Below are 23,692 nucleotides of genomic sequence, written 5' to 3' on the forward strand. Positions count from 1 at the left end.
GGATAAGGCATCCTACGGAGGGTATGACCATGGGCAAGCCAATACTGCTATTGCTGCTGTGTCTGAGCAGCGGCCTGTTGCAGGCAAGGATCGACAGCGCGGCAAGGATCGATAGCGAAACAAAACTGGCTGAGTTTAGCCGTAATACCGCGCTCTGGTTCGCCATTGAATCGAATTTATTGCCAGACGCCGCCACCTTTAGTGGCAGTATCAATTTACACAATGACTCAGCCGTGGCGTTACCGGCCGGTGAAGGTAACTGGGCTATCTACTTTCATCTGATCCGCAAAATCGAAACCACAGAGCATGCCGGACTTCGCTTAACTCATGTGCAAGGTGATCTGCACCGCATCAGCGCCACCGCCAACTTTGCCGGGTTGGCGCCAGGTCAACAACTGACCTTACCCTTTCAATCCGCGCCCTGGATCATCAGCTATAGCGACTTTATGCCACGGGCTTTTATTGTCGTCGATGGCTTGCCGCCGGCGGTGTTTGCCAATACCGATACCGAACAGCTACAGCACTTTGTCAGGCCGCTGGTGCGCCCGGAGCAGCTGCTGCGCAATATCGCGGATGGCGATAAAATTCCGCCGGTGACAGCGGAGCAGCGCTACTATCATTCTGAAAATAGGCATGCTGAAAATCAACAATCTCAACATCTGACCTCCACGCCAAAGGCCAAAGCGACGCCGGGCAGTAGCAATCTCCAGCAGCGCCTGATCCCAAAAGTTCAGCAGCTTGAATCCTTTGGCGGTGAGCTCAGTCTGGAATCGCGCTGGCAGATCCGTGCCGATGCAGCGGTACAAAGCGAGGCCCGCTATCTGCAGCAACAACTACAGCAACTTTACGGTTTAAAGCTTTCGCTGACCGATAGCAAGCATCGCAGCGCCAACAGCATTGCTCTGACGTTAGCCGACAAGGCAACCACGCCAGAGAGCTACCAGCTGAAGATCCGGGATGCACAAGTCAATATTAGCGGTGCGGATGCCGCTGGTGTGTTCTATGGTATTCAAAGTCTGTTAGCCCTGTTGCCGTTACCTGAGCTCACTCAGGGCTCTCAGGCATTAACACTGCCGACGCTGCAGATCAGCGATGCCCCACGCTATCGCTGGCGCGGTATGCATTATGATATGGCGCGCAATTTTCATGGTCTTGATGCTACCCTAAGACTGATTGAGCAAATGGGTCGCTACAAGCTGAATAAACTGCATCTGCATCTGACTGAAGATGAGGGCTGGCGGCTGCAGATCCCCGGCTTGGAGGAACTGACCAGCATTGGCGCTTTCCGCTGTTTTGATCTCAGCGAACAAAACTGCTTATTAACCCAGCTTGGTACCGGGCCAGCGAAAACGGGCTCAGGTAATGGCTACTATAGCCGCGCTGACTTTGTCCGCTTACTCCAGCATGCCAAAGCGCACCATATCGAAGTGATCCCGGAAATTGACCTGCCCGGCCATGCCCGGGCCGCAATTAAAGCAATGGAAGCCCGTTATCAGCGCCTGATGCAAGCGGGTAAGCCTGAGCAAGCGCTGGCTTATCGCCTGACCGAAGACAACGATACCTCCCGCTATCTGACGGTACAGAATTATAACGACAATGCGGTTAACGTTTGCCTCGAATCCAGCTATCGCTTTATCGATAAGGTGATCTCTGAACTACAGCTGATGTATCAGGATGCCGGTGTTGAACTGCGCATTTTTCATATGGGGGGTGATGAAGTCGCCAAAGGAGCTTGGGAGCAGGCGCCATCTTGTCTGGCCCTGATCGACAGCGACCCGCTGGTAAACAGTGTGGCGGATCTGAAACCCTACTTTATTAACCGGGTAGCACAATTGACTGCCGCGCGAGGTTTAAAACTGGCGGCCTGGGAAGATGGTTTAATGGCAGATCCAGAGCAGCCTTTTACCCGTGATCAGTTTCAAAACGAGCAGGTGCTGGTAAACGCCTGGGACAATATCTGGGAATGGGGTTATGGCGATCGGGCCTATAAATTTGCCAATGCCGGCTATCTCGTTGTGCAATCCGCCGGCACCAATTTGTATTTTGACCACCCGCAGGAAGCTCACCCCGAAGAGCGCGGCTACTACTGGGCTACCCGCTATACCGATACCGAAAAAGTGTTTTTCTACCGGCCGGATCATCTGTATCACAACGCCGAATTTACCCGTGACGGTGCGCCGATCCGCGATCTAGCCGCCTTGTTAGGCCGGCCTTTACCTGAGTTGACACAGCCGCAAAATATGCTCGGTATTCAGGGCCAGGTTTGGAGTGAAACCATCCGCACGGCAGCGCAATTGGAACAGATGATCTATCCAAGATTGGTGGCACTGGCGGAGCGCGCCTGGCACCGGGCGCCCTGGGAGCCAGACCGGCAGACAGCCAGTGCACAGCAGGATTTGCAGCAATTTTTATCACGCCTCACACAGGTAGAGCTAAAACGGCTGCAACGGGCAGGCAGTCAGCATTATTTGCCAGCGCCGGGCGCCAAATTAAGCAAAGGCTTGTGGCAGCTGAATCATCGCTGGCCAGAGGTGGCGCTGGAATTTAGTCTGGATGGCGGCCAAAGCTGGCAGCCTTATGTTAAACCGCTGCCGGCTACAGCGGGCTTACTGGTACGCGGTCGGCTGGGTCAGGTAAGTAGTCGTGTTGAGCCGCTGCAACCCTAGGAGCTGAACAATATACACTGGCTAAGCTGCAGCAGCCGAATGCTGCAGCTTAATTACGGTTAGTCTGCTTTATCTGCTAACTGCTGCTGTAACCAGCTTCTCAGCGCCGCCAGACGCGCCGCAGTGGGCAGCTCCCCCTGCCCTGGCTGCAGCAGATTTTGTAATGCCGGCAACTGCGCCGGGATACCGGTTTCTTCCCCACTAAAAGCAAAATACTGAAACAGTGCTGCCCAGGCCTTGCGTTCTGCCGGGCTGTAATGCTGCATGCTAAGTAGTGTAAACAGCAAACTGTCAAATGCCGCAGGTTGCACCGGTTTAGCGCTCAGGCTGCCACCCCACCAGTAATTAATCAGCATACTCACTGGCGACAGCGATTCAACCTGATGCCACCACAATAGCGGAATATACAACACATCTCCCGGTAACAATTCTGTCTGCTGCGCACTGGCCAGTGCCGCCTTGGCGCGCGGGAAACGCTGATAATCCGGTTTATTCAGATTAAGCAGGCTGATTGGGGTGCCGGTTGGCGCAAAATCCAGCGGCCCGGGATACAGGTTGGCGACCTGCTCAGGCGGAAACAATGTAAAACGCCGCCGTCCAGCTACCACTGCCGCCAGATTATGACCGTCATCAAAATGCGCCGGTACCGTCACCTGATTACCCAGCCAGACTCTGCCGGCGGCAGGCTCCGGTAAAAATGGCAGTGGCAATTGCGTCACCAGCTCCGGCAGGCAGCGCTGTAGCGCCGCACTTTGCAGCGCAATAAACAGTGAAGGTGTTGCGCTGCTTTGTTTAATCAACTGCTGTAGCACCGCAGTCAGCGGATAGCGGCTACGCTCAAAATTAAAGCCCTGATAGTCCGGGCGGTAAAAAATCCGGCCCGCGGTATCCGCTGCCAGCAACAGGGTGTCGGTCGCCTGCCCGCTGTCAAACGGCTTTAAATAACTTAGCAAGGCGGCAGGACCATCCTGCGCGACTTTAACCACCGGCCAGGATGCGACTGCCTGGCGCAATACCACCGGCTGACCTAAGGGTAACAACTCCTGCAAAAAGCGCTCAGGGCTGCAACCATGATATTCTTTAATTTGCTGCATCCGGTTTTCCAATAAAAAAAGGCTGATCAATCCCTGTATCAGCCTTTGTCCAGGTGAAAGTTAAAGCTTAGAACGCCATTCGGATCCCGGCAGTAAAGCGGCGGCCATTCTCGTAAATCGAGAACAGGCGGGCTTTATCGGTGTTGTATTCGGTTACCCGCTCATCAGTCAGATTAATGGCTTCAAAAGACAACACAATACTGTCGGTCAGGTTATAGCTGATACTGGCATCAAGCTGACCATAGTCGTCATTCCACAGCTCGTCACCGTTCCAGTGTAAGCCTTTATACCATTCAGTGCGGTAGTTATACATCAGGCGCACGCTGAACAGGTCGGTTTCATAGTAACCGCTCAGGTTCAGCATGTGCTTAGAGGTGCCCTCAACCAAACCTGAACCCGGCTTACTCAGATCGCGATCTTCATCGCGCTTGGCGCTGGTGTAGGTGTAATTGGTAATGACGCCAAAGTCACCGAAGGCCTGTTGATAGCTCAGCTCCATCCCCTGAGTGCGGCCACCCGGACCATTGCTGGGGCGGGTAAAGGTGACATCAACCATCTGATCCCCCTGCTCCCAGTAGCGCTGGTCAACAAAGGTCGAGAAGCTGCGGTAACTCTTTACATCTTTCAGGAAGTAAGTTGCCGCCAACACCGATGACGGATTGAAATACCACTCGTAGCTGAAATCGAACTGATCGACAATTTGTGGCTTTAACAGCGGATTGCTGGCGGTACCGGTCGGTTGCGCCACGTTCAAAGAACCATAACTGACCGAAGTTGAGATATCGTTCCAGTTCTGCCGCGCCATGACGCGGGCGGCACCAAAGCGCAGTAACGAGTCTTCAGTTAAATCGATGGCGATATTAAAGCTTGGCAGCATTTCACGATAATCATTTTTCACTTCCACCCAGGCCAGTTCGCTTGGGGTTAACCACTCGCGGTCCACAGTTAAAAAGCCCCAGCTATCATCTGAGAACTCATAACCGCCGGACGTCTGGCGGGTATCAACATAACGTAGGCCGAGATTACCGCGGAAGCCTTCGCCATCAAAATCCCCCTGCACATAGAACGCAGTAATATCTTCTTCTACCGCCCAGTTCTCAGCCAGGATCAGCGAGCGCGCATAGTCAGCTTTAACGCCATTTAAGCCAACAAAAGCAATTTCTTCCATCCGCTGCCGGTTATGCACCACCTGCTGACCAAGGTTACCATTGACTGCGGCATTGACGTTCTGACTGCCGCTAGTCAGGTTACATTGCGCCAACGTCGGGCAGGTATCAAAGATATACTGCAGATAAACCGGCCAGTCCGGTGCCAGTGAGGCATCGGCCAGGGTATTAGGACCATGCCAGCTATAAGCAGTGCGGCCCTGGGTGCGTTCCGCTGCGCGCAGTTTTACCCCGGTATGTAACTTGTTGAAAATGCCATATTCCACCGGAATACTCAGATCGAACTGGGCATAATCTTCTTCATCAGTGGTTGGCTTTTCGCCGCCCCAAATCCAACCGGCACGGAATTGCGCCGGATCGGCAGCATTGACCACTGTGCTGGCTGAAGGCGTGCTGCCACGTAAATCAAAGTTATAACCGGTGGTTGCCACATATTCCCACGAGGTTTCACGCAGGGTGCCACCCTTAGCACGGGTGGTACCAAACTGGGTATGTAACTCGTAGTTATCGGCGCGGTAGTTCAGGTCAAAATCGATCCCTTTGGTTTCGGTTGACGCGACCCGGTTAATAAAGTTGTACGCCGCGGTGCCACCACTGGCCACAGTACCAGCGACAACGCTGTTATTGATCCGGGTGACATTGCTCAGGGCCTCGGCATCATTATTAACAAAGATCAGCCAGTTTGCGTTCTGGTTATTGGCATCGACCTTGGAATGTAAGGCATTGACGGTAATATCCAGCTTGTCAGACGGCGCATACTGGAAAGAAGCAAACAGGGTTTCACGCTCGCGTTGCTGCTCAAAACGTGGCACACCGATATGGCTGGGTACCCGGCTATTCAGATCAGGATTTTGTGGCCAGCCGAGGATTTCAAAACCTTCACGTACGACCTTACGATCCTGTTTGATTGCCGACACCAGCACCCCGAAGGATTCATCGTCATTTTTCCAGGAGTACAAACCGGCTAACTGCGGATCCCAGGCATCGGCCATTTCCGAGTACTGGCCTTCCACCGACAGGTTAATAGAATTGGCATCCAGATCTAACGGCTTGCGGGTACGTAGAATCACGGTACCGCCAATGGAGCCCTCGTCGATACTGGCCATCGGCGATTTATAGACTTCCAGATCGGATACCAGCGCCGACGGCAACATAGTGTAGTTAAAGCTACGACCCGGGTTATCCAGAATAAACCAGTCGGCCGTGGCGACCGATTGGCCATTTAACAAGGTACGGTTGGTGGCTGAACTGGCACCACGGATAGTGATCTTTTCGCCTTCACCAAATTCGCGGCTAACCCCGACGCCGGTGATACGTGACAGTGATTCGGCAACGTTACGGTCCGGGAATTTACCAATATCCTCAGCAGTCACCACATCGACTACCGCATCGGAGTAACGCTTGGCATTCAGGTTGGCCTGCTGTGAGGCGCGAATGCCGCGGATTTGAATCACTTCAACTTTCTCTTCAGTCGCAGCAGCATCTTGCGCTAAGACATAAGAGGGGGCGGTAAAGATGCCGGTCAGCAAGGCAGCTTTTACTGCCAAAGCACAGACACCGATTTTATGGTTAAGCATAAGCTTCTCCCGTTCCTGTTCTGGTGGTCGTTTTAGTTATTTTATGACAACGCTGTCATAAAATAACCTTACACAAAAAAATTCGGCTTTGCAAATAGCAAAAGCTGTTTTTTTAAGCAGAATTTTTTTATCACGTAGCAAAGCTGTCAATCAGTAGACCGTGCTGGAGTAAAGCAGCTGATTCAGAAATGGTTAAAATCATTTACAAACAAAAGCTTAAAAATAAAGCGCGCACCAGATTAATGGATAAAGCACTGGCTGAATCAGCTATGGTTCTATACCGGGAAACTGTTCACACTATGGTGCACAGCCCGGATTTATTCTGCGCAAAGACTGTACAAAATGACCAGCGCTGTCATATGCTAACAAAGCATTTGCGCATCCAGCCTCCGGCGCCGCATAATGTCCGGCCAACTAACAGAATGAATTTACGATGAAAGTGACCATTAATGACGTTGCCAAACTGGCTGGCGTGTCGATTAAAACCGTATCCCGGGTCATTAATAATGAACCTTCGGTCCGTAAAGATACCTTTGACAAGGTAACGGCTGCCATTGCCGAACTGCAATATCAACCTAACGCCGCGGCGCGCAATCTGGCCAGCAGTCGCTCTTACAGTATTGGCTATGTCTACGATAATCCGAATGCCTACTATATTATCGATATGCAAAACGGCTTACTGGATGCCTGTCGTAAACAAGGCTATGAGCTGTTGATCCACCCCACCAACGCCAAATCCAGTGGCATAGTGCAGGAGGTGCTGGATCTGGTCGAGCGCTCGCGACTGGCCGGATTGGTGCTAACGCCGCCGTTTTCAGAAATGCCGGAAATTGCCAAAGCGCTAGAGCAACATAATATCGACTATGTACGGATTATTTCCGGCTCAACGCCGTCGGAAAAGCTAAAGCATTGTGTATTGATTGATGACTTTACCGCCGCCTTTCGCATTACCAACCACTTGTTGGACCAAGGGCATACCAAGCTGGCATTTTTATGTGGTGATGAAGAGCACTCTTCCAGTGGCGAGCGGCTGGCCGGCTTTCAGGCGGCACTCAATAAAAGGGGCATTGTGCTACCAAACGACTATATCGTGCCGGGTAGCTACTCTTTTGAATCCGGGGTTACCGGCGCCCGCAAATTGCTGTCACTGGCTACACCACCCAGTGCCATTTTCGCCTGTAACGATGAAATCGCGGCCGGGGCGCTGTTTTGTGCCCGCTTACAGCAAATTGCTATCCCCTCTCAGCTGGCAATTGCCGGCTTTGAAGACAGCCCCTTCTCGCGTCAAACCTGGCCACCGCTAACCACGGCGCATCAGCCGAACAGAATCATTGCCAGTAAAGCGGCAGAGCTGTTATTTAAAGCGGTTAAGCTCAGTGACAGTGATCCCTATTTACAACAGCCAGTGTTTGTGCCGGAACTGGTCGTTCGCGAGTCTACCCGCTCTGAATAGCCACCCGGCCCGCTTTGACAAAGCCCGGCCAGATCCTGGGCTTTGGCGCTAATACAAAAAGATCGCCGTTTTGCCCCAGCAGTTGTTGCGGTACCCCAACCTCGCGGGCAATGGCGGCATTGGCTTGCATATGTGCAGCCTCGCCATGTACCGGTATCGCCACGGCCGGTTTTACCGCCTGATACATCTCAGCCAATTCGCCCTGATTCGGATGACCGGAAACATGGATTGGCAACAAGGTATCCGCCGCTTGCAACACCTGCAGCTGTTTGGCTTTCAGTTTATCCACCAGCCGGCTGACCAGCATCTCATTGCCAGGGATCAGATTGGCACTGAAAATCACCAAGTCGTCTTTTGATAGCAGCAGCTGCGGATGACGATCTTCAGCCAGTTTACTCAGGGCGGCCCGGGGTTCACCCTGGCTACCGGTTGCCGCCACCAGCACTTCTTCCGCTGGCAAAAAACCAATATGGGCGTTATCAATCAGCGGCAGGTCATCCGGCCAATAACCGCAGGCACGCGCAGCACCGACCATATTCTCCATCGCCCGGCCGAACAGTGCCAGGTAACGGCCGCTTTGCTGAGCAATGCGACCCAGGCTAATTAAGCGGCCAATATTACTGCTAAAACCGGTTACCAGCACCCGCTTTGGAGCCTGACTGACCACCTCACGCAGCGCATGAAAGCAAGCGGTTTCCGACAACGAAAAGCCACTTTTTAGTGCATTGGTTGAATCACAGACCATAGCAGTAATACCTTGCGCCGCCAGCCGTTTGAATACCTGCGGTTTAAAAGGCCGTCCCAGCATAGGTGCTGGGTCCATTTTCCAGTCGGCGGTATGAAATACCTTACCGGCCGGCGTGCTGATTAACAGCGCCTGACATTCCGGGATCGAGTGGGTGATATTTAGCCAATTGACGAGAAAAGGCCCGATCTGACAGGTGCCGCCGGGTGGGATTTCGATAATTGGTATCTGCTCGACAAGATCGGTACGCACCAGTTTGCGGCGCAGCACCTCAGCGGCAAAAGGTGTGCAATACACCGGCGCCTGCAAGCGTGGCCATAAATAGGGCAAGGCACCGATATGATCTTCGTGGGCATGGGTAATAACAATACCGCACAGATTTTCGCGTTGTGCGGCAATAAAGCTGGGATCGGCCGCCTGCACTTCAGCCGTAAGCTGAGCTGGCTGTGTCTGCGGCTGCAGCGGATTATAAAAGGTGACGCCGCAATCCACCATTAACCAGCGCCCGGCATGACCGTATAAATTCAGGTTCATCCCAATTTCGCCGCAACCGCCAAGCGGCAAAAACCAGAGATCCTGCTCGCCGGCTAAGGTCATTTCAGCGCTCGAACGGCTGGCCATGTCACCTCGTATTACACTACTATCAACTGCTAAGTGCTACGTATAATACGCCATTCACGTTCACAGACCCAGCAGACATTTCCGCTGTCAGCGACGGGGTGGCAACATTTTTAATAGCGTGCGATCTTTTAGATGATAGTGATGGTAAAGCGCGGCCGCGGCATGCCCCAGGATCAATAGCCACACCAGATAAGCACCGCCCTGCTTATGAATAAAATCCATCGGCGCTTCAAATTGCTCAAAGGTTAGGCCCATACCATCCGCAACCAGCGTCTGAAACAACCAGGTATCGGCAAATTTCGGGATCTCAAATAAAAAGAAAAACTCGGTTGCCACGCCGGTCCCTAAATAGCCGGTCAATGGCATCACAATCAGCACGCCATACAATACCAGATGCCCCAGATGCGCAGCCTTTTGCATCAGCGCCGAACCGGGCTCAGCCGCAGGCTGAACATTAGTCAGCCGCCAATAAAGCCGCAGCACCACCAGCACCGCGATAGTCACGCCAAAGGATAAATGCAGTTGCAGTGCAGTCCAGTTCTCCGGCGTCCGGGCTTCGGTAAACCACTGTCGGTAATACACTGCGATATAAGCCAGTAAAAACAGCAGTGCCGTCAGCCAGTGCAAGGCGCGGGCAACCCGGCCATAGTGAGTTGGGGAGTTTTTTAACATAACGAAATCCAGTAGCCTTTGTTAAACAAAACCAGTGCTCTAGTTTGCCGGGCTAAAATGTCAGCAACAACAGTATTAGTTGCTCACTTTGTTGCAGAAATTCGAATAACGTCAGGCAAAAGCGGGCAGTAAGGTGCAATCAATGCTATCAGGCGCCATGAACTTTGATTACACTAGCCACTGCTATTTTTACCGTAGTTTGAAGGATAACGGACAGATGTCTGAGTTGTTTCCTATAACCAATCCGGTTGTTGTGTTTGCGATTGTTGCCAGCCTGATCCTGATCTGCCCTATTCTGCTCGCGCGCTACCGCTTACCCGGTATGCTGGGTTTACTCTTCGCCGGCGCCCTGCTTGGCCCCAATGCGCTCAATGTGCTGGCCCGTGATCAGTCTTTTGTGCTCTTTGGCACCGTAGGCTTGCTGTATATTATGTTTATTGCTGCACTTGAAATTGATATGCAGCAATTAAAACGCTCCAAATCGCACACGCTGCTGTTTGGTCTATTCACCTTTGCCATCCCGCAGACAACCGGCACCGCCATTGGCTTATTACTCGGCTTTGACTGGCTGGCGGCGATACTGCTGGCCAGTATGTTCGCCTCTCATACGTTGCTGGCGTATCCTATCGCCAGCCGCTTAGGCATTAGCCGCAACCCGGCCGTAACGACTGCCGTTGGCGGCACTATTATTACCGACACGCTCGCCTTGTTGGTGCTGGCGGTGATTGCAACCATGGCCAAAGGCGAGCTTAGCGAACATTACTGGCTGCAACTGGGCATAAGTTTAAGCCTGTATATCCTGCTTATTTTAGTGTTATTACCCAGGCTGGCACGCTGGTTCTTTCGCAGTGTCGGCGGTGATGGCGTAGCCGAATTTGTCTTTGTCTTAGCCACAGTCTTTATCTGCGCCAGCTTCTCACATCTGGCTGGCGCTGAGCCGATTATCGGCGCCTTTTTGGCAGGGTTAGCCCTTAACCGTATTATTCCGCATAACAGTACCCTGATGAACCGGCTGCAATTTACCGGTGAAGCGATATTTATCCCGTTCTTTTTGTTATCGGTTGGTATGCTGCTGGATGTCGGGATTTTCTTTGCCAGTGCCCGCGCCTGGGTCATTGCCTTTGCTATGGTCGCCACTGTCATTTTAACCAAGTGGGCCGCCGCTGAGCTATGCCGACTGTTTTTAGGCTATAGCAAACCGCAAGCGCGGGTGGTGTTTGGCTTAAGCGTCGCCCAGGCTGCCGCCACACTGGCCGCAACGATGGTCGGCTATGAAATTGGCTTGTTTGATGAAGCGGTGGTAAACGGTGCCATTCTTATGATTCTGGTTACCTGCTTTTTGGCGCCCTGGCTGGTTGATCGCTACGGCCGGAAAATTGCGCTTAGCAGCCAACAGCAGACCGAGGAAAGCCTGGCGGAGCAACGGATTATGGTAGCACTGGCACCGCAGCAACAGATGGAGCCCTTTTTACAGTTGGCGAAATGGCTGCGCGCGCCGGGCGCCCGTCAACCTGTGTACGCGATGACAGTGGTAGAAGAACAGCGCGATCACAGCCTGCCGTTACAGCAAGCCGCCGGTCGACTGGAGCAGGCGGTCAGTTATCTGGCTGCCGCCAATATTCCGGCTCAGGCCAAAACCCGGCTGGATCTGAATATCAGTGATGGTATTTTGCGAAGTCGTCGGGAGCTGAATGCGACTGAAGTAATTGTGGGCTGGAGCGAACACAGCAGTACCGCCGAGCTGCTATTTGGTTCAATGTTAAGCCGCTTGCTGGCCGATCCGGGTTATACACTGCTGGTGAAGCGTCAGCTGTCACCACTACAACACGGTCAACGCTTATTCTGGCTTATTCCACCCAATGCAGAAAAAGAGGCCGGTTTTACTGAAGCGCGCGAGTTGGTGCAACGTCTGGCGCAACAGTTAAGTCTGACGGTACAGCTCTGTTGTCAGGATAACCAGGTCGCGGCTATCAAAGCCGCGCTGAATAAAGCCAATATCAGTGGTTACATTACCGCGCCGCAGTATCAGTTGTTACCCGATCAGCTGCATAAGCTGGCACCGACAGGTGACTTACTGGTGCTCTACGGCGTGCGTCAGGGTGGTCTGGCCTGGGATGCTGATCTGCCCCGTTTACAGCAAAGGCTGAGTCAGGCACTGCCGCACACCAATTTGCTGGTGATTTATCCGGCCGAACGGCAAGATCCCATCGTGACTGCCACCGTCGCTATCGCCTAGCCTGTCAGCGAAATATAGCGGGCTTTGCCAGCCCGCTTAGATCCCTTCCCCTAAAAACACCTTGCTATAACGTGGCAGGATCCAGGCTTGTTCGCCCTGCTTCAGGTTTAGTTGCTTAAACTGCTCTTTCGGCAGTTCAACGTGGATCAGCTGTTGATCGGATTCAGCCAGCACTTCCAAACGCACTGAGGGGCCAACAATGGTCACCAGATCCAGTTTTACTTTAATGGCATCGGGCTGCGGCAGGTTAAAGACATCAATTTCATGCGGCCGCACATAGGCCAGGCCGTCTTGCTCTTCGCTGTTGGTATATTCCGGTGACGGCACCCTTAACTGTCCGATACTGCTCTGGCCTTGTTTTACCCGGGCATGAAACAGATTTACATTACCTAAAAACTCATACACAAAGGGATTGGCCGGGTTGTCATACACCTGCTCCGGCGTACCTTCCTGCTCGATGCGACCTTTGTTCATCACCACGATACGATCGGCCACTTCCAGCGCTTCTTCCTGATCGTGGGTAACAAAGACACTGGTGACATGAATTTCATCATGCAAGCGGCGCAACCAACGGCGCAGCTCAGCACGCACCTTGGCATCCAGCGCACCGAACGGCTCATCCAGCAATAACATTTTCGGTTCAACTGCCAGAGCCCGGGCCAGCGCAATTCGCTGCCGTTGTCCGCCCGAGAGCTGTGACGGATAACGATCGGCTGTCCAGCCCAGCTGCACTAACTCCAGCAGATTGTTTACTTTTTTGGCGATCTCCGCCTTCGAGGGGCGGAATTTTTTTGGTTTAACCGTTAAGCCATAGGCCACGTTTTCAAACACCGTCATATGCTTAAACAACGCATAGTGCTGAAACACAAAACCGACGCCACGCTCGGAGACATGCTGACCGGTAATATCCTCGCTGTTGAAGCGGATAATGCCGCTGTCCGCTTGTTCCAGCCCGGCAATAATCCGCAGCAAGGTGGTTTTACCCGAGCCGGATGGCCCCAGTAAAGCGGTAAGCTCACCGGTTTGAATATTTAAATTAACATTATCCAGCGCCACAAAATGACCAAAGCGTTTATTAACCTGTTCAATACTAATACTCATCACATTCTCTCTTAGGCAGTTTTATGACGACGTTCGTCTTTATATTCAACCCAGCTTTTCAACACTATGGTCACCAGCGCCAGGCCGGTTAACAGGGATGATACGGCGAAGGCCGCAGTAAACATATATTCGTTATACAGTACTTCGATATGCAGCGGCATGGTATTGGTTTCACCGCGAATACGGCCCGACACTATCGCCACCGCGCCAAACTCGCCCATGGCACGGGCATTACACAGCACCACGCCGTAAATCAGGCCCCATTTAATATTGGGCAGCGTGACCCGCCAAAACGTTTGCCAGCCACTGGCCCCCAAGGTTAGTGACGCCTCTTCCTCTTCCTTACCCTGTTGCTGCATTAGCGGGATTAGCTCGCGTGCCACAAACGGCAAGGTGCCAAACAAGATCACGATAATAATGCCGGGAATCGCAAAGACAATTTTCAGGTCATGTGCCGCCAACCAAGGACCAAGCCAGCCCTGCGAGCCAAACAAAATAACGAAGATTAAGCCAACCACCACCGGCGAAATAGCAAAGGGCATATCGATTACTGAGATCAGAAGGGTTTTGCCTTTAAACTCAAACTTGGCAATAGCCCAGGCAATAGCAACGCCAAAGATGGCGTTAAGCGGCACCACGATCAACAACACCAGCAGCGTCAGGCGGATTGCCGCCAGTGCATCCGGCTCACTGACCGCGTCCCACCAGACCTGCAGACCAAGTTCAAAGGCACCAAACAGCACCACTGATAAAGGCAGCACCAGGAATAAGCTTAAAAACACCAGACAAACGCCAATCAGCGTCCATTTTACCCACAGCGGTTCGGCGGTGGCTTTTGGCACGGCGCGCGCCGGCTGCTCAAGTTTTGTTAATACCAATTCTGTCATCTTAGGCTCTCTTACTGGTCCACCACTGCAGGCCGTTAATCAGCAGCAGGAGCACAAAGGCCGCAAACAGCATGACCACACCTATAGCAGCAGCACCGTTATAGTCGTATTGCTCAGCTTTCGCTACGATAAGTAAAGGCGTGATCTCGGTTTTGTAAGGCATATTGCCAGAGATAAAGATCACCGAGCCGTATTCGCCAACCGCGCGGGCAAACGCCAGTGCATAGCCGGTCAGCAGCGCCGGTAAAATTGCCGGCAAAATTACCCGCCTGACGGTGGTTAAGCGGCTGGCACCCAGCGCAGCTGAGGCTTCTTCCAGCTCTTTCTCAAAATCAGCCAATACCGGCTGGACAGTGCGTACCACAAAAGGTAAGCCAATGTAGGTCAGCGCAATAATGACGCCAACCTCACTGTATGCCACCCGGATCCCAAACAGATCCAGATATTGCCCTACCCAACCGGTGCTGGCATACAGGGTAACCAACGCAATCCCTGCCACTGCAGTTGGCAAGGCAAAAGGCAGATCCACCAGCGCATCAACAATTTTTTTCCCCGGGAAGCTGTAGCGCACCAACACCCAGGCCGTTAAGGTGCCAAACACGGCATTGATACTTGCCCCAATAAAGGATGCGCCAAACGACAACTTATAAGAAGCCACAACCTGGGGGTGGCTGATGGCCGCCCAAAACTCCGGCCAGGTCATCTTAAACGTAAAGAGGATTAACCCGGCGACCGGTAATAAAAATAATAAACTCAGATATAACACCGAAAAGCCAAGGGTAATACCAAAGCCCGGGATCACGGAGCGCACAGCGGCCTGACTCATTATTGACACCTATAATTACAAATAACAGGCCCCGGCATAACCGGGGCGCCATGCTTAGTTAACGGCGTGAGCGTGCTATCGCTTCTAAAATGGCATCGAAACGGCCACCATCATTAAAGTGCGTTTGCTGTGCCTTATCCCAGCCACCAAAAACCTGATCTACCGTAAAGAAATTAACTTGTGGAAACTTCTCCAGATATTGCTTGGCAATCTCAGGCTTAGCCGGGCGGTAAAAATGTTTGGCAGCCAGATGCTGGGCTTCGTCGCTGTATAAATAATTCAGATAGGCTTCGGCGGCTTGGCGGGTACCTTTGCGATCCACATTGCGATCGACAACGGTTACCGGTGGTTCTGCCAGAATACTGCTGCTGGGAACGATAATCTCATACTCACCGCGCCCCAATTGCTCAACGGCTAAAAAGGCTTCATTCTCCCAGGCGATAAACACATCACCAATGCGGCGCTGCACAAAGGTATTGGTTGCTCCACGGGCGGCAGGATCCAGTACCGGCACATTCTTATAAATTTTCTCAACAAACTCGTACGCTTTATCATCCGAACCGTACTTGTTCAGTGCATAGCCCCAGGCCGCCAGATAGTTCCAGCGGGCGCCACCGGAGGTTTTCGGGTTGGGTGTAATAACCTGTACATCATCCCGCACCAGATCATCCCAGTCTTTGATCTGCTTTGGGTTACCCTTGCGTACCAGCAGAACGATGGTCGACGTATAAGGCGAGCTGTTTAGCGGCAAGCGGCTTTGCCAGTTTTCCGGGATCAAATTACCCTGGGTGCGCAGTGCATCCACATCATAGGCCAGTGCCAATGTCACCACATCGGCATCCAGGCCATCAATCACAGATCGTGCCTGCGAGCCGGAACCACCATGCGACTGACGCACTGTGACGGCGCTGTTGCCCTGGGCACGCCAGTGGTGGCCGAACAACTGGTTATACTCGCGATAAAACTCACGGGTGGGGTCATAAGATACATTAAGTAATGTTGTCGCAGTTACCGCGAAGCTGCTGGCAGCCAGCGCCACGCCGATAGCAATTTTCTTTGCTGTTTTAAAGATAGGTTTCATGCTGATGTCCTCAAAATTATGATTTTTGTTTTTTCGCTTCCGGTAATCCGGTCAGCATGATGTTTTGTCTATTAGCGTTTAATGACTAATGCTTTTCAAAGCGCACCTTTTCGTGCTTTTCTAACTGAACCAGCTTGCCGTGATGAAAAATCAGCTCTACTGAGCCAAACTCAATTTTGCCAAGCAACTGCTCTATCACTGCAACCAACGGCTCTAATGACTCGATCTGCTTCTTTGCTTCACTCATTTCGCTCTCTCCACACTATCGAAGCTGCGATGATAGTAACCAGAACTTCCATAACCAGAAAATTCGATTTAATTCTTTTCTATTCCATCTGGATATATAGATAGCCAAAACCTCAGCCTGCTACCAACACGGCAGCGATATGCTTTTTTGGCACTAGTTAGATACTTTTATTCTTTGTGGTTTTCTTGTTTGCCCTTCTAGACTGCTATTGCACATTTTTAATACGACAGCACGGAGCTATAACCATGGCACTTAAACATCTACTTGCAAAAACCTTGACCGTCAGCCTGCTGACGGTCACTAGCTGGTACAGTCTGGCCTCTGATTTTCTGGTCAGTACCGACTGGTTAGAGCAAAATCTGCAGAACCCCAAAGTCCGGATCCTGGAAGTCAGCGTTAATCCGGGAGTGTACGAGCGGGGGCATATCGAAGGGGCAGCAAATTTGGTTTGGCACACCGACCTGGTCGATACGGTGAAACGGGATATCGTCGATAAAGCGCGCTTCGAGCAGCTGCTTCGCAATGCCGGTGTCTCAAACGACAGCACCATAGTACTGTATGGCGATACCAATAATTGGTTTGCTGCCTGGGGAGCCTGGATTTTTGATATCTATCAGGTCCCCAATGTCAAACTGTTAGACGGGGGACGCGCCAAATGGGAAGCTGAAAAACGCCCGCTAAGCGTTGTGCAGCGCCAGGCCAAAGCCGGCAATATCAGCGTTGGTGAGCCGGATCTGGCATTGCGTGCCCGGCTAACAGATGTTCTGGATATTGCTGAGGGACGTAAAAACTATGGCCTGGTAGATATTCGGTCTAAAGATGAGTACGAGGGGAAAATTTTTGCGCCGGCCGGCGTACAGGAAACCGCTGTTCGTGCCGGTCATATTCCTAACGCAGTAAATGTGCCCTGGGTACAGGCGGTGGCGGCTGACGGCACCTTTAAATCCAAAGAAGAACTGCAAAAACTGTACGCCAGCGTGGGTATTGATGGCAGCAAACCGATAGTCGTTTATTGCCGGATCGGTGAGCGCTCAAGCCATACCTGGTTTGCACTGAAGAAAATTCTGGGCTACGACGTACGAAACTATGACGGCTCCTGGACGGAGTACGGTAACAGTGTCGGCGTACCGGTAGTAAATATCGCCGGTACCATCTGGGGCGGTAAGTAAGCTACAGCAGTTTTTGACAAAGGGCCGGCAGGCCCTTTTTGCGTTAGGTTTTTCAGGAATTCGGGAGTCTGTGTGGAGCAGGTATCACCACTTACAATACGTCAAACCGGGCTGCGCTGGCTGGTCAGTTGCATCATTGTTCTAATCCTCGGCTTGCTTGCTTATTACCTTGAGCAGCAAAACCGCCAGCTAAGTTTTTCTTTACTTTGCGGCGCCGCCTTCGGCTATGTATTACAGCGTAGTCGTTTTTGCTTTTACTGTGTTAGCCGCGACTTTATCGAACGACGTCAGGCGCAGGGCTTACTCGGGATCATTACCGCTTTAGCCTTGGGTTTGGTCGGGTATCACGCGGTGTTTGGTATTTTCGTGCCAGATGCCAGCGCTGGTCGCTTACCACCCGGCGCGCACATCGGTGCAGTTAGTTGGGCATTAACCATAGGTGCGGGCGCTTTTGGTGTTGGTATGGCCCTGGCTGGCTCTTGCATCAGTGCAGTACTTTACCGGCTTGGCGAAGGCGCCTTTAGTGGTTTAATTGTGCTTCCGGCGGTAATACTGGGGTTTCTGCTGGGCTTTTACTGCTGGAATACGCTTTACTCGGCTTTTGTGCAGCAAAGTACGGTTATCTGGCTACCGGCGCAGCTGGGCTATGCTGGCTCGCTGATATTACAACTGGGAGTACTGGCGCTGCTCGCCAGTGGCTTGCTACGACTGGCCAAGGATCGTCCTGCCCAGGTTACAACACTTTATCAACGGCTGTTTGTCGCGCGCTGGCCTGCTTTTATCGGCGGGCTCCTGGTGGCTTTTATCGCGACTTTGGCTTACTTACGCGTGGCGCCGCTGGGGGTAACGGCCGAACTGGGCAGTATCAGCCGCAGCCTGGGCGGACAACTCAGTAGCTTTCCGTCCCGGTTGGAAGGCTTGGATACGCTACGGGGCTGCGCAACGGTAGTTAAGGAGACCCTGTTAAGTAACAATGGCGTTTTTATTCTGGCGTTAATTGCCGGCTCCCTGGCTGCCGCCTTGCCCGCCGGCGAATTTAAACCCAGCTTGCCGAAACTACGGGAGTTACCACGGCTAATTACCGGTGGCGTGCTAATGGGCTTTGGCGCCATGCTGGCACTCGGCTGTACCGTCGGCGTGCTATTGTCCGGCATTATGGCATCTGCTTTATCTGGGTGGGTGTTTTTACTCTGTTGTGGCCTTGGCTTGTTTGCCGGATGGTGGCTGAGACAACGTTATAGCGCAGCTTAGCGCTACGCTGCCACCGTTGCTCTGGTCAGACTTCGGGCCAGAGCAGACTTCTACACCTCTGGCCGCTTATATGCCAAAACATCCTGATATTTCTTATTGCTATAACTAATAGTTATATGATTCTTCTCCATCCTCTTTCCGGAATCTACACTCAGCAGCAATTGTCAACGCTGTGGATTGATCAGATGCAACAACTCCCAATTTTAGATCTAACAAAATGGCATGCGGGCGGTGATGCCAGACGGGCATTTCTGTATGAGCTGGGTGAAGCCGCGCGTGAAACTGGCTTTTTTTATTTAACCGGCCACGGTATTGCCGTCAGCCAACAAACCGCTATTCTGGATTTGGCGAAGCAGTTTTTTGCTTTACCTGAACCCTCAAAGTTAGCGGTACAAATGCGGCATTCGCCACATTTTCGCGGCTACACCCGGTTGGGAGATGAACTCACGCTGGGTAAGGCTGACTACCGCGAGCAATTTGATATTATGGCGGAGCAGCCTGCCCGCCCCGGCGTGGCCGCCGCACCTGCCTGGTATGGTCTTTATGGCCCGAATCAGTGGCCCGCTAGCTTACCGCAAATGCGCAGCCAGTTGTTAAGCTGGCAGCAGCAATTAAGCGAACTTACGGTGACGCTACTGCGCGCCTTTGCGCTGGTGCTGCAGCAGCCGGTTTCGGCCTTTGATCACACCATCAGTCAGGGCCCCTACCAGCACCTGAAGTTAATCCGATATCCCGGCCAGGCCAGTACGACAAGTAAACAAGGCGTCGGCGCGCATAAAGATCCAGGCTATCTGACATTGGTACTGCAGGATGAACACAGTGGCCTGGAGGTCCTGACCGAACAAGGCTGGATACAGGCAACGCCCCTGCCCGGGGCCTTTGTTGTTAATATTGGTGAGCTATTGGAACTGGCATCAAATGGTTACCTGCGTGCAACTTACCACCGTGTGCTTAGCCCACCGGCAGGTATCGAACGCTATTCCTGTGCCTTTTTTATGGCAGCGCAGCTCGATGCTACGGTGCCGCTTTTGCCACTGCCTGATGAGTTGGCATTGCGGGCCAAAGGCCCGGCCAGTGATCCACTAAACCCACTCTTTTATCAGGTTGGCCAAAATGTACTAAAAGGACGTTTACGCTCCCATCCGGACGTAGCGGCCTTGCACTACCCGGATATTACCGCTGCAAATTCGGCAGCATTACCTCAGTCCCCGATCATCCCGGAACTTAATTATGCAGTTTAGAACTCAATTACTTCATGCTCAGGCTGATAGCTATAACACCAGTGGCGCGCTGACAACCCCCATCTACCAAAGCAGCACCTTTAGTTATGGTAGCGCCGCAGACGGTAAAGCCCGCTTTGCCGGCGAACAGGCCGGTTTTATCTATAGCAGAATGGGGAATCCGACTTTAATGGCCTTAGAACAGCAACTGGCCATGCTGGAAGGCGCCGATGAAGCGGTGGCGGTAGCCAGCGGTATGGCCGCTGTCAGTAGTGTCTTTTATGCGCTGACCAGTCAGGGTGATGAGGTCGCCTTACTTGAACCCGTCTATGGTGGTAGCGCGGCCTTTCTGGTTAATACACTGAGCCGTGCCGGCGTCACGGTTAGCTCCTACCAATCTGACGATGAATTACTGGCCAACATTAACCCCAAAACCAAAGTCATCTTATTCGAGCCGGTCACCAATCCGAATCTGAAAGTGTTCGACTACCGAAAAGTGCTGGCGGCAGCGGCTAAAACCGGCGCGATCACAGTGTGTGATAACACCTTTCTGACCCCGTATTTGTTTCAGCCGCTAAAACATGGCATCGATCTGGTGATCCACAGTGCAACTAAATACCTGAGCGGGCACGGTGATATTATTGCCGGCGTGGTTGCCGGTAACAGCCGGTTATTGCCAAGCGTGCGGAATATTGCATTAAAACATCTGGGGGCTGCGCTCGGCCCACAAGAGGCTTACTTACTGCAGCGGGGTTTGCGTACTCTGACGCTTAGAATGGATGCCCATCTTGCCGGAGCAGCAGAAGTTGCCGCTTTTTTAGCTAAGCACCCTGCTGTTAAAAACGTGATTTATCCGGGCCTGCATACCCATCCCGGCCATCAGGTGATGGCCGATACGGTAGGCGCCTATGGTGGCATGATCAGTATTGAAATTAATGGCGGCTTTAACAGCGCCGCCCGTTTTCTGGACCAGCTGCAATTATTTACCCAAGCCGTAAGCCTTGGTGATCTGGAGAGTCTGGCTTGCCACCCTGCCAGTACCACCCATGCCGCTATGACGCCGCAACAACGTCTGGCGGCTGGTGTTAGCGATGATTTAATCCGCTTAAGTATCGGCGTAGAAGCACCGGCCGACTTAATTGCTGATCTGAATCAGGCGCTGAGCGGGCTGATTTAAGCAGCAAACTTTCCTGAATTAGTTATTCCATTTGGTTATTTATAATTGATTTGATCTAACTAAGGAATATATTAAGCTGTAGTTGTAGTCCTGTTCTACACCCTCTTGGTAGTTTTATCCCGTGGTATCCGTGTTGGATACCACGTTTTTTACCGGTAAGGCCTGGCCTGAGAAGGAACTTTCGAATGACGATCAGCTTAAACGATATCTCAACCCCCGTTTTTAGCCGCAGCCTGACCAATCTTGCCCGTCTGCTACGTAAAGCCAACTACCAGGCACAGCTAAAAGGTTACCCGGCAGCCTTGCTTTTACAAAGCCGGCTGTACCCGGATATGTTTGAATTATCGAAACAAATTGTTCGCGCAGCGGAAATTGCTGCCGAAACCATTACCCAGCTCTCCGGCATCACTGAACCAGACTTTGCCGAGCCACTGATCACTATGGAGCAGCATATTGCCCGGGTTAATCACACCCTCAGTTTTCTGATCAGTGTCGCACCAAGGCAAGTAAACAGTGGCGCAGAGAAAGACTTTTTATTACCGCCAACCTTTGAAGAACAATACAGCGCCCTGGGCTATATCTTGTTTTATGCCGTACCTAATTTTCATTTTCACGTGACCACGGCGTATAACATCTTACGCCACAATGGCGTTGCCATCGGTAAACAAGATTATCTCGGCCGGCCGCAGCAAGACGATCCAGCATGGCCGGATCTGGGTGCCTTTATATGAAAGCCGTCGTTGTCTCTGGTGACCCTTTACCAGGTACCAGAAGCCTCGCCATAGCTAAACGCTATCAGGCGGCCCTGATGCAGTATCCAACAGTACAGCACAGCCTGTTTGATCTCAGTATCTGGGGCAATTTGCTGGGCAGCGCCACCACATTACAGCAGTTGCCGGATCATGCTTTAGATGCCTGCCAGCAATTACTGGATGCAAATTTAATAATTATTATTTGCCCAATTTTTCATCAGGGGCTACCGGGATTATTTAAACACATCTTTGATTTACTGGACCCGACAGCGCTGCGCAATAAAATTGCGCTGCAGTGCACAACCGGAAACTTGCTTTATTCAAACGTATCCGAGCAACAACTGCGGCCGCTGCTGGAGTATTTTGGGCTTTTTGTGTTGCCAATAGATAGCTATATCCCATACAGCGAGCTGGATAGTGCACCACTACCCTATTGTTTTAGCTTGAATAATGCCCAGCAGTTACAGCGCATTTATTTTAGTGTTAACCAGGCCGTGAGCCTGGCGAAAAGCCAGCAACGCAGCATTGTTGCCTAAGCGCCAACCAGAATATGAAAGGGTTTTAATTTATATCAAAATAGAATTGGAATCTTAGTAGACCCTTTAAAAAAAGAATATTACAGTAATAAGACAACAGCAAAATAGCCCAAATAAAACATAAATTCAGGAAAACAAAATATGCAACTGTTTAAATACTCTTTACTGGCCGCATCTTTGCTGGCTGTGGGCACTGTTCAGGCCAATAACGTCGAGATCTATGGTCTGGCGCATCTCTCGCTGGACCGTTTGGATAATGGCGTCGACAGCGGTACCAACGTTTCCAGTAACTCAAGCCGGTTGGGGTTTCGTGCCAGCACCAAACTGGAAGGCGGTTTAGAGGCCTTTGTGCAGCTTGAGCAAACCATTCGTATCGATGAGGGTGCCGGTAGCTTTGCCGATCGCGATTCTTATGTCGGCCTGCGTGGCGATTTTGGTACAGTAAAAATTGGTCAGTTCGATACGCCGCTAAAAGTATTGCGCGGCAAGGTCGATCAGTTTGGTGATCGGGTGGGTGATATCCGTAACATCGGTCGGGTTAGTGGCGGAACCATTGGTAATGTGTTTGACGAGCGCTTTAAAAATGGTGTGGCTTATCAAAGCCCGACCGTCAATAACCTGACCTTTGCCTTTCACTATACGCCGCATAACAATACCGGCGCTACCGTAGATAATCTGCGCGAGTCTTACAGCAGCTCCATTACCTATGAGCAAAAAGGCATTTATTTAGCTGCGGCCTTTGAGCGTTTTGAAGGCACTGATGGTTTAGATCCGCAGGCGATCCGCCTGGGTGCTTACTATGATATTACGGATGCCATCCGCCTGACGACATTGTGGCAAAGCGCCAAGGATATTCCGGGTGGCGACCGCAATGTTTATGGTGTTGGTGCCAGCTATAAGCAAGGTAACTATGTCTGGCGCGGCCAGGTTTATCAAACCGGCGACAACGATACGGCAGACAGCGGCGCAACGTTATTCGCTGTGGGTGTAGACCGTAATTTTGGCCGTGAGTTAGTGCTTTATGCCGTTTACGGTATCACCAGTAATGATGACAATGCCGCCTTCCGCATCTCTGGCGGCGGCCGCGGCACTCAGTTACCGGCGATCGCCGGTGAAGATAGCACCGGCTTATCGCTGGGGATTATCTACCGCTTCTAAGCTCAGTGCGGGTAGTCTGCTACCCGCTTGCTTTGCCGACACAACCTATATCTCGCC

General features: G+C 52.0%; 19 protein-coding genes. 10 read left to right on the plus strand and 9 right to left on the minus strand.

Annotation, left to right across the window (positions count from 1 at the left end; all coding sequences use genetic code 11):
- Nucleotides 1-29 precede the first annotated feature (29 nt).
- The gene (locus tag H1D31_RS10925) at nt 30-2,666 is read left to right on the plus strand and encodes a family 20 glycosylhydrolase (RefSeq protein ID WP_261258512.1); all 2,637 of its coding nucleotides are present in this window, start codon (nt 30-32) and stop codon (nt 2,664-2,666) included.
- Between the two features lie 59 nt (nt 2,667-2,725).
- Here the strand turns inward: H1D31_RS10925 and H1D31_RS10930 are convergent, their stop codons facing one another.
- Both H1D31_RS10930 and H1D31_RS10935 read right to left on the minus strand, forming a co-directional pair.
- Complete coding sequence (locus tag H1D31_RS10930; protein WP_261258514.1) at nt 2,726-3,760, minus strand: cupin-like domain-containing protein; 1,035 nt, start codon at nt 3,758-3,760, stop codon at nt 2,726-2,728.
- A gap of 67 nt (nt 3,761-3,827) precedes the next feature.
- Entirely contained in the window at nt 3,828-6,503 is a 2,676-nt protein-coding gene (locus H1D31_RS10935; RefSeq protein WP_261258516.1) for a TonB-dependent receptor, read from the minus strand.
- Nucleotides 6,504-6,936: 433 nt separating this feature from the next.
- Here H1D31_RS10935 and H1D31_RS10940 point away from each other — a divergent pair, with 433 nt between their 5' ends.
- Nucleotides 6,937-7,956: a LacI family DNA-binding transcriptional regulator gene (locus H1D31_RS10940; protein WP_261258518.1), complete on the plus strand. Its 1,020-nt coding sequence runs from the start codon at nt 6,937-6,939 to the stop codon at nt 7,954-7,956.
- Here H1D31_RS10940 and H1D31_RS10945 read toward each other — a convergent pair.
- Together H1D31_RS10945 and H1D31_RS10950 are read right to left on the minus strand one after the other, a co-directional pair.
- Nucleotides 7,940-9,322: a ribonuclease J gene (locus H1D31_RS10945; RefSeq protein ID WP_261258519.1), complete on the minus strand. Its 1,383-nt coding sequence runs from the start codon at nt 9,320-9,322 to the stop codon at nt 7,940-7,942. The two genes, H1D31_RS10940 and H1D31_RS10945, sit on opposite strands and share 17 nt — an antisense overlap.
- An 87-nt stretch (nt 9,323-9,409) precedes the next feature.
- The gene (locus H1D31_RS10950) at nt 9,410-9,994 is read right to left on the minus strand and encodes a cytochrome b (RefSeq protein WP_261258521.1); all 585 of its coding nucleotides are present in this window, start codon (nt 9,992-9,994) and stop codon (nt 9,410-9,412) included.
- 217 nt (nt 9,995-10,211) lie between these two features.
- On the opposite strand from H1D31_RS10950, the gene H1D31_RS10955 reads away from it, so the two are divergent.
- Nucleotides 10,212-12,230 carry a cation:proton antiporter gene (locus H1D31_RS10955; RefSeq protein WP_261258524.1) on the plus strand — a complete coding sequence of 673 codons (2,019 nt, stop codon included), beginning with the start codon at nt 10,212-10,214 and terminating at the stop codon, nt 12,228-12,230.
- A 36-nt stretch (nt 12,231-12,266) separates the two neighbouring features.
- Here H1D31_RS10955 and H1D31_RS10960 read toward each other — a convergent pair whose 3' ends face one another.
- The 5 genes from H1D31_RS10960 to H1D31_RS10980 form a co-directional block, all read right to left on the minus strand.
- A complete protein-coding gene (locus H1D31_RS10960; protein WP_261258526.1) occupies nt 12,267-13,331 on the minus strand; it encodes a sulfate/molybdate ABC transporter ATP-binding protein in 1,065 nt (354 codons plus the stop codon).
- 11 nt (nt 13,332-13,342) lie between these two features.
- Nucleotides 13,343-14,218 carry a sulfate ABC transporter permease subunit CysW gene (cysW, locus tag H1D31_RS10965; RefSeq protein WP_261258528.1) on the minus strand — a complete coding sequence of 292 codons (876 nt, stop codon included), beginning with the start codon at nt 14,216-14,218 and terminating at the stop codon, nt 13,343-13,345.
- A gap of 1 nt (nt 14,219) precedes the next feature.
- Nucleotides 14,220-15,044: a sulfate ABC transporter permease subunit CysT gene (gene cysT / locus H1D31_RS10970; RefSeq protein WP_261258529.1), complete on the minus strand. Its 825-nt coding sequence runs from the start codon at nt 15,042-15,044 to the stop codon at nt 14,220-14,222.
- Nucleotides 15,045-15,102: 58 nt separating this feature from the next.
- Nucleotides 15,103-16,125: a sulfate ABC transporter substrate-binding protein gene (locus tag H1D31_RS10975; protein ID WP_261258530.1), complete on the minus strand. Its 1,023-nt coding sequence runs from the start codon at nt 16,123-16,125 to the stop codon at nt 15,103-15,105.
- A gap of 85 nt (nt 16,126-16,210) precedes the next feature.
- Nucleotides 16,211-16,372 (minus strand): YezD family protein, encoded by a 162-nt coding sequence (locus H1D31_RS10980; protein WP_261258533.1) that lies wholly within the window; start codon nt 16,370-16,372, stop codon nt 16,211-16,213.
- Nucleotides 16,373-16,617: 245 nt separating this feature from the next.
- Between H1D31_RS10980 and H1D31_RS10985 the strand changes: the two genes are divergently transcribed.
- The 7 genes from H1D31_RS10985 to H1D31_RS11015 all read left to right on the plus strand — a co-directional run bounded on the left by H1D31_RS10985 (nt 16,618) and on the right by H1D31_RS11015 (nt 23,635).
- Entirely contained in the window at nt 16,618-17,541 is a 924-nt protein-coding gene (locus H1D31_RS10985) for a sulfurtransferase (RefSeq protein WP_261258535.1), read from the plus strand.
- Nucleotides 17,542-17,613: 72 nt separating this feature from the next.
- Nucleotides 17,614-18,792 carry a YeeE/YedE family protein gene (locus H1D31_RS10990; protein ID WP_261258537.1) on the plus strand — a complete coding sequence of 393 codons (1,179 nt, stop codon included), beginning with the start codon at nt 17,614-17,616 and terminating at the stop codon, nt 18,790-18,792.
- Nucleotides 18,793-18,977: 185 nt separating this feature from the next.
- Entirely contained in the window at nt 18,978-20,033 is a 1,056-nt protein-coding gene (locus tag H1D31_RS10995) for an isopenicillin N synthase family dioxygenase (RefSeq protein ID WP_261258538.1), read from the plus strand.
- Nucleotides 20,023-21,189 carry a trans-sulfuration enzyme family protein gene (locus H1D31_RS11000; protein ID WP_261258540.1) on the plus strand — a complete coding sequence of 389 codons (1,167 nt, stop codon included), beginning with the start codon at nt 20,023-20,025 and terminating at the stop codon, nt 21,187-21,189. The genes H1D31_RS10995 and H1D31_RS11000 overlap by 11 nt, the downstream gene beginning before the upstream one ends.
- A 185-nt stretch (nt 21,190-21,374) precedes the next feature.
- The gene (locus H1D31_RS11005) at nt 21,375-21,920 is read left to right on the plus strand and encodes a DUF1993 family protein (RefSeq protein WP_261258541.1); all 546 of its coding nucleotides are present in this window, start codon (nt 21,375-21,377) and stop codon (nt 21,918-21,920) included.
- Nucleotides 21,917-22,477 carry an NADPH-dependent FMN reductase gene (locus H1D31_RS11010; RefSeq protein WP_261258543.1) on the plus strand — a complete coding sequence of 187 codons (561 nt, stop codon included), beginning with the start codon at nt 21,917-21,919 and terminating at the stop codon, nt 22,475-22,477. Before H1D31_RS11005 ends, H1D31_RS11010 begins: the two co-directional genes overlap by 4 nt.
- Before the next feature lie 141 nt (nt 22,478-22,618).
- Nucleotides 22,619-23,635: a porin gene (locus tag H1D31_RS11015; protein WP_261258545.1), complete on the plus strand. Its 1,017-nt coding sequence runs from the start codon at nt 22,619-22,621 to the stop codon at nt 23,633-23,635.
- The last annotated feature ends 57 nt before the right edge of the window (nt 23,636-23,692 follow it).

It is taken from the genome of Alishewanella sp. BS5-314 (genome assembly GCF_025377695.1).
Lineage (GTDB): Bacteria > Pseudomonadota > Gammaproteobacteria > Enterobacterales > Alteromonadaceae > Alishewanella > Alishewanella aestuarii.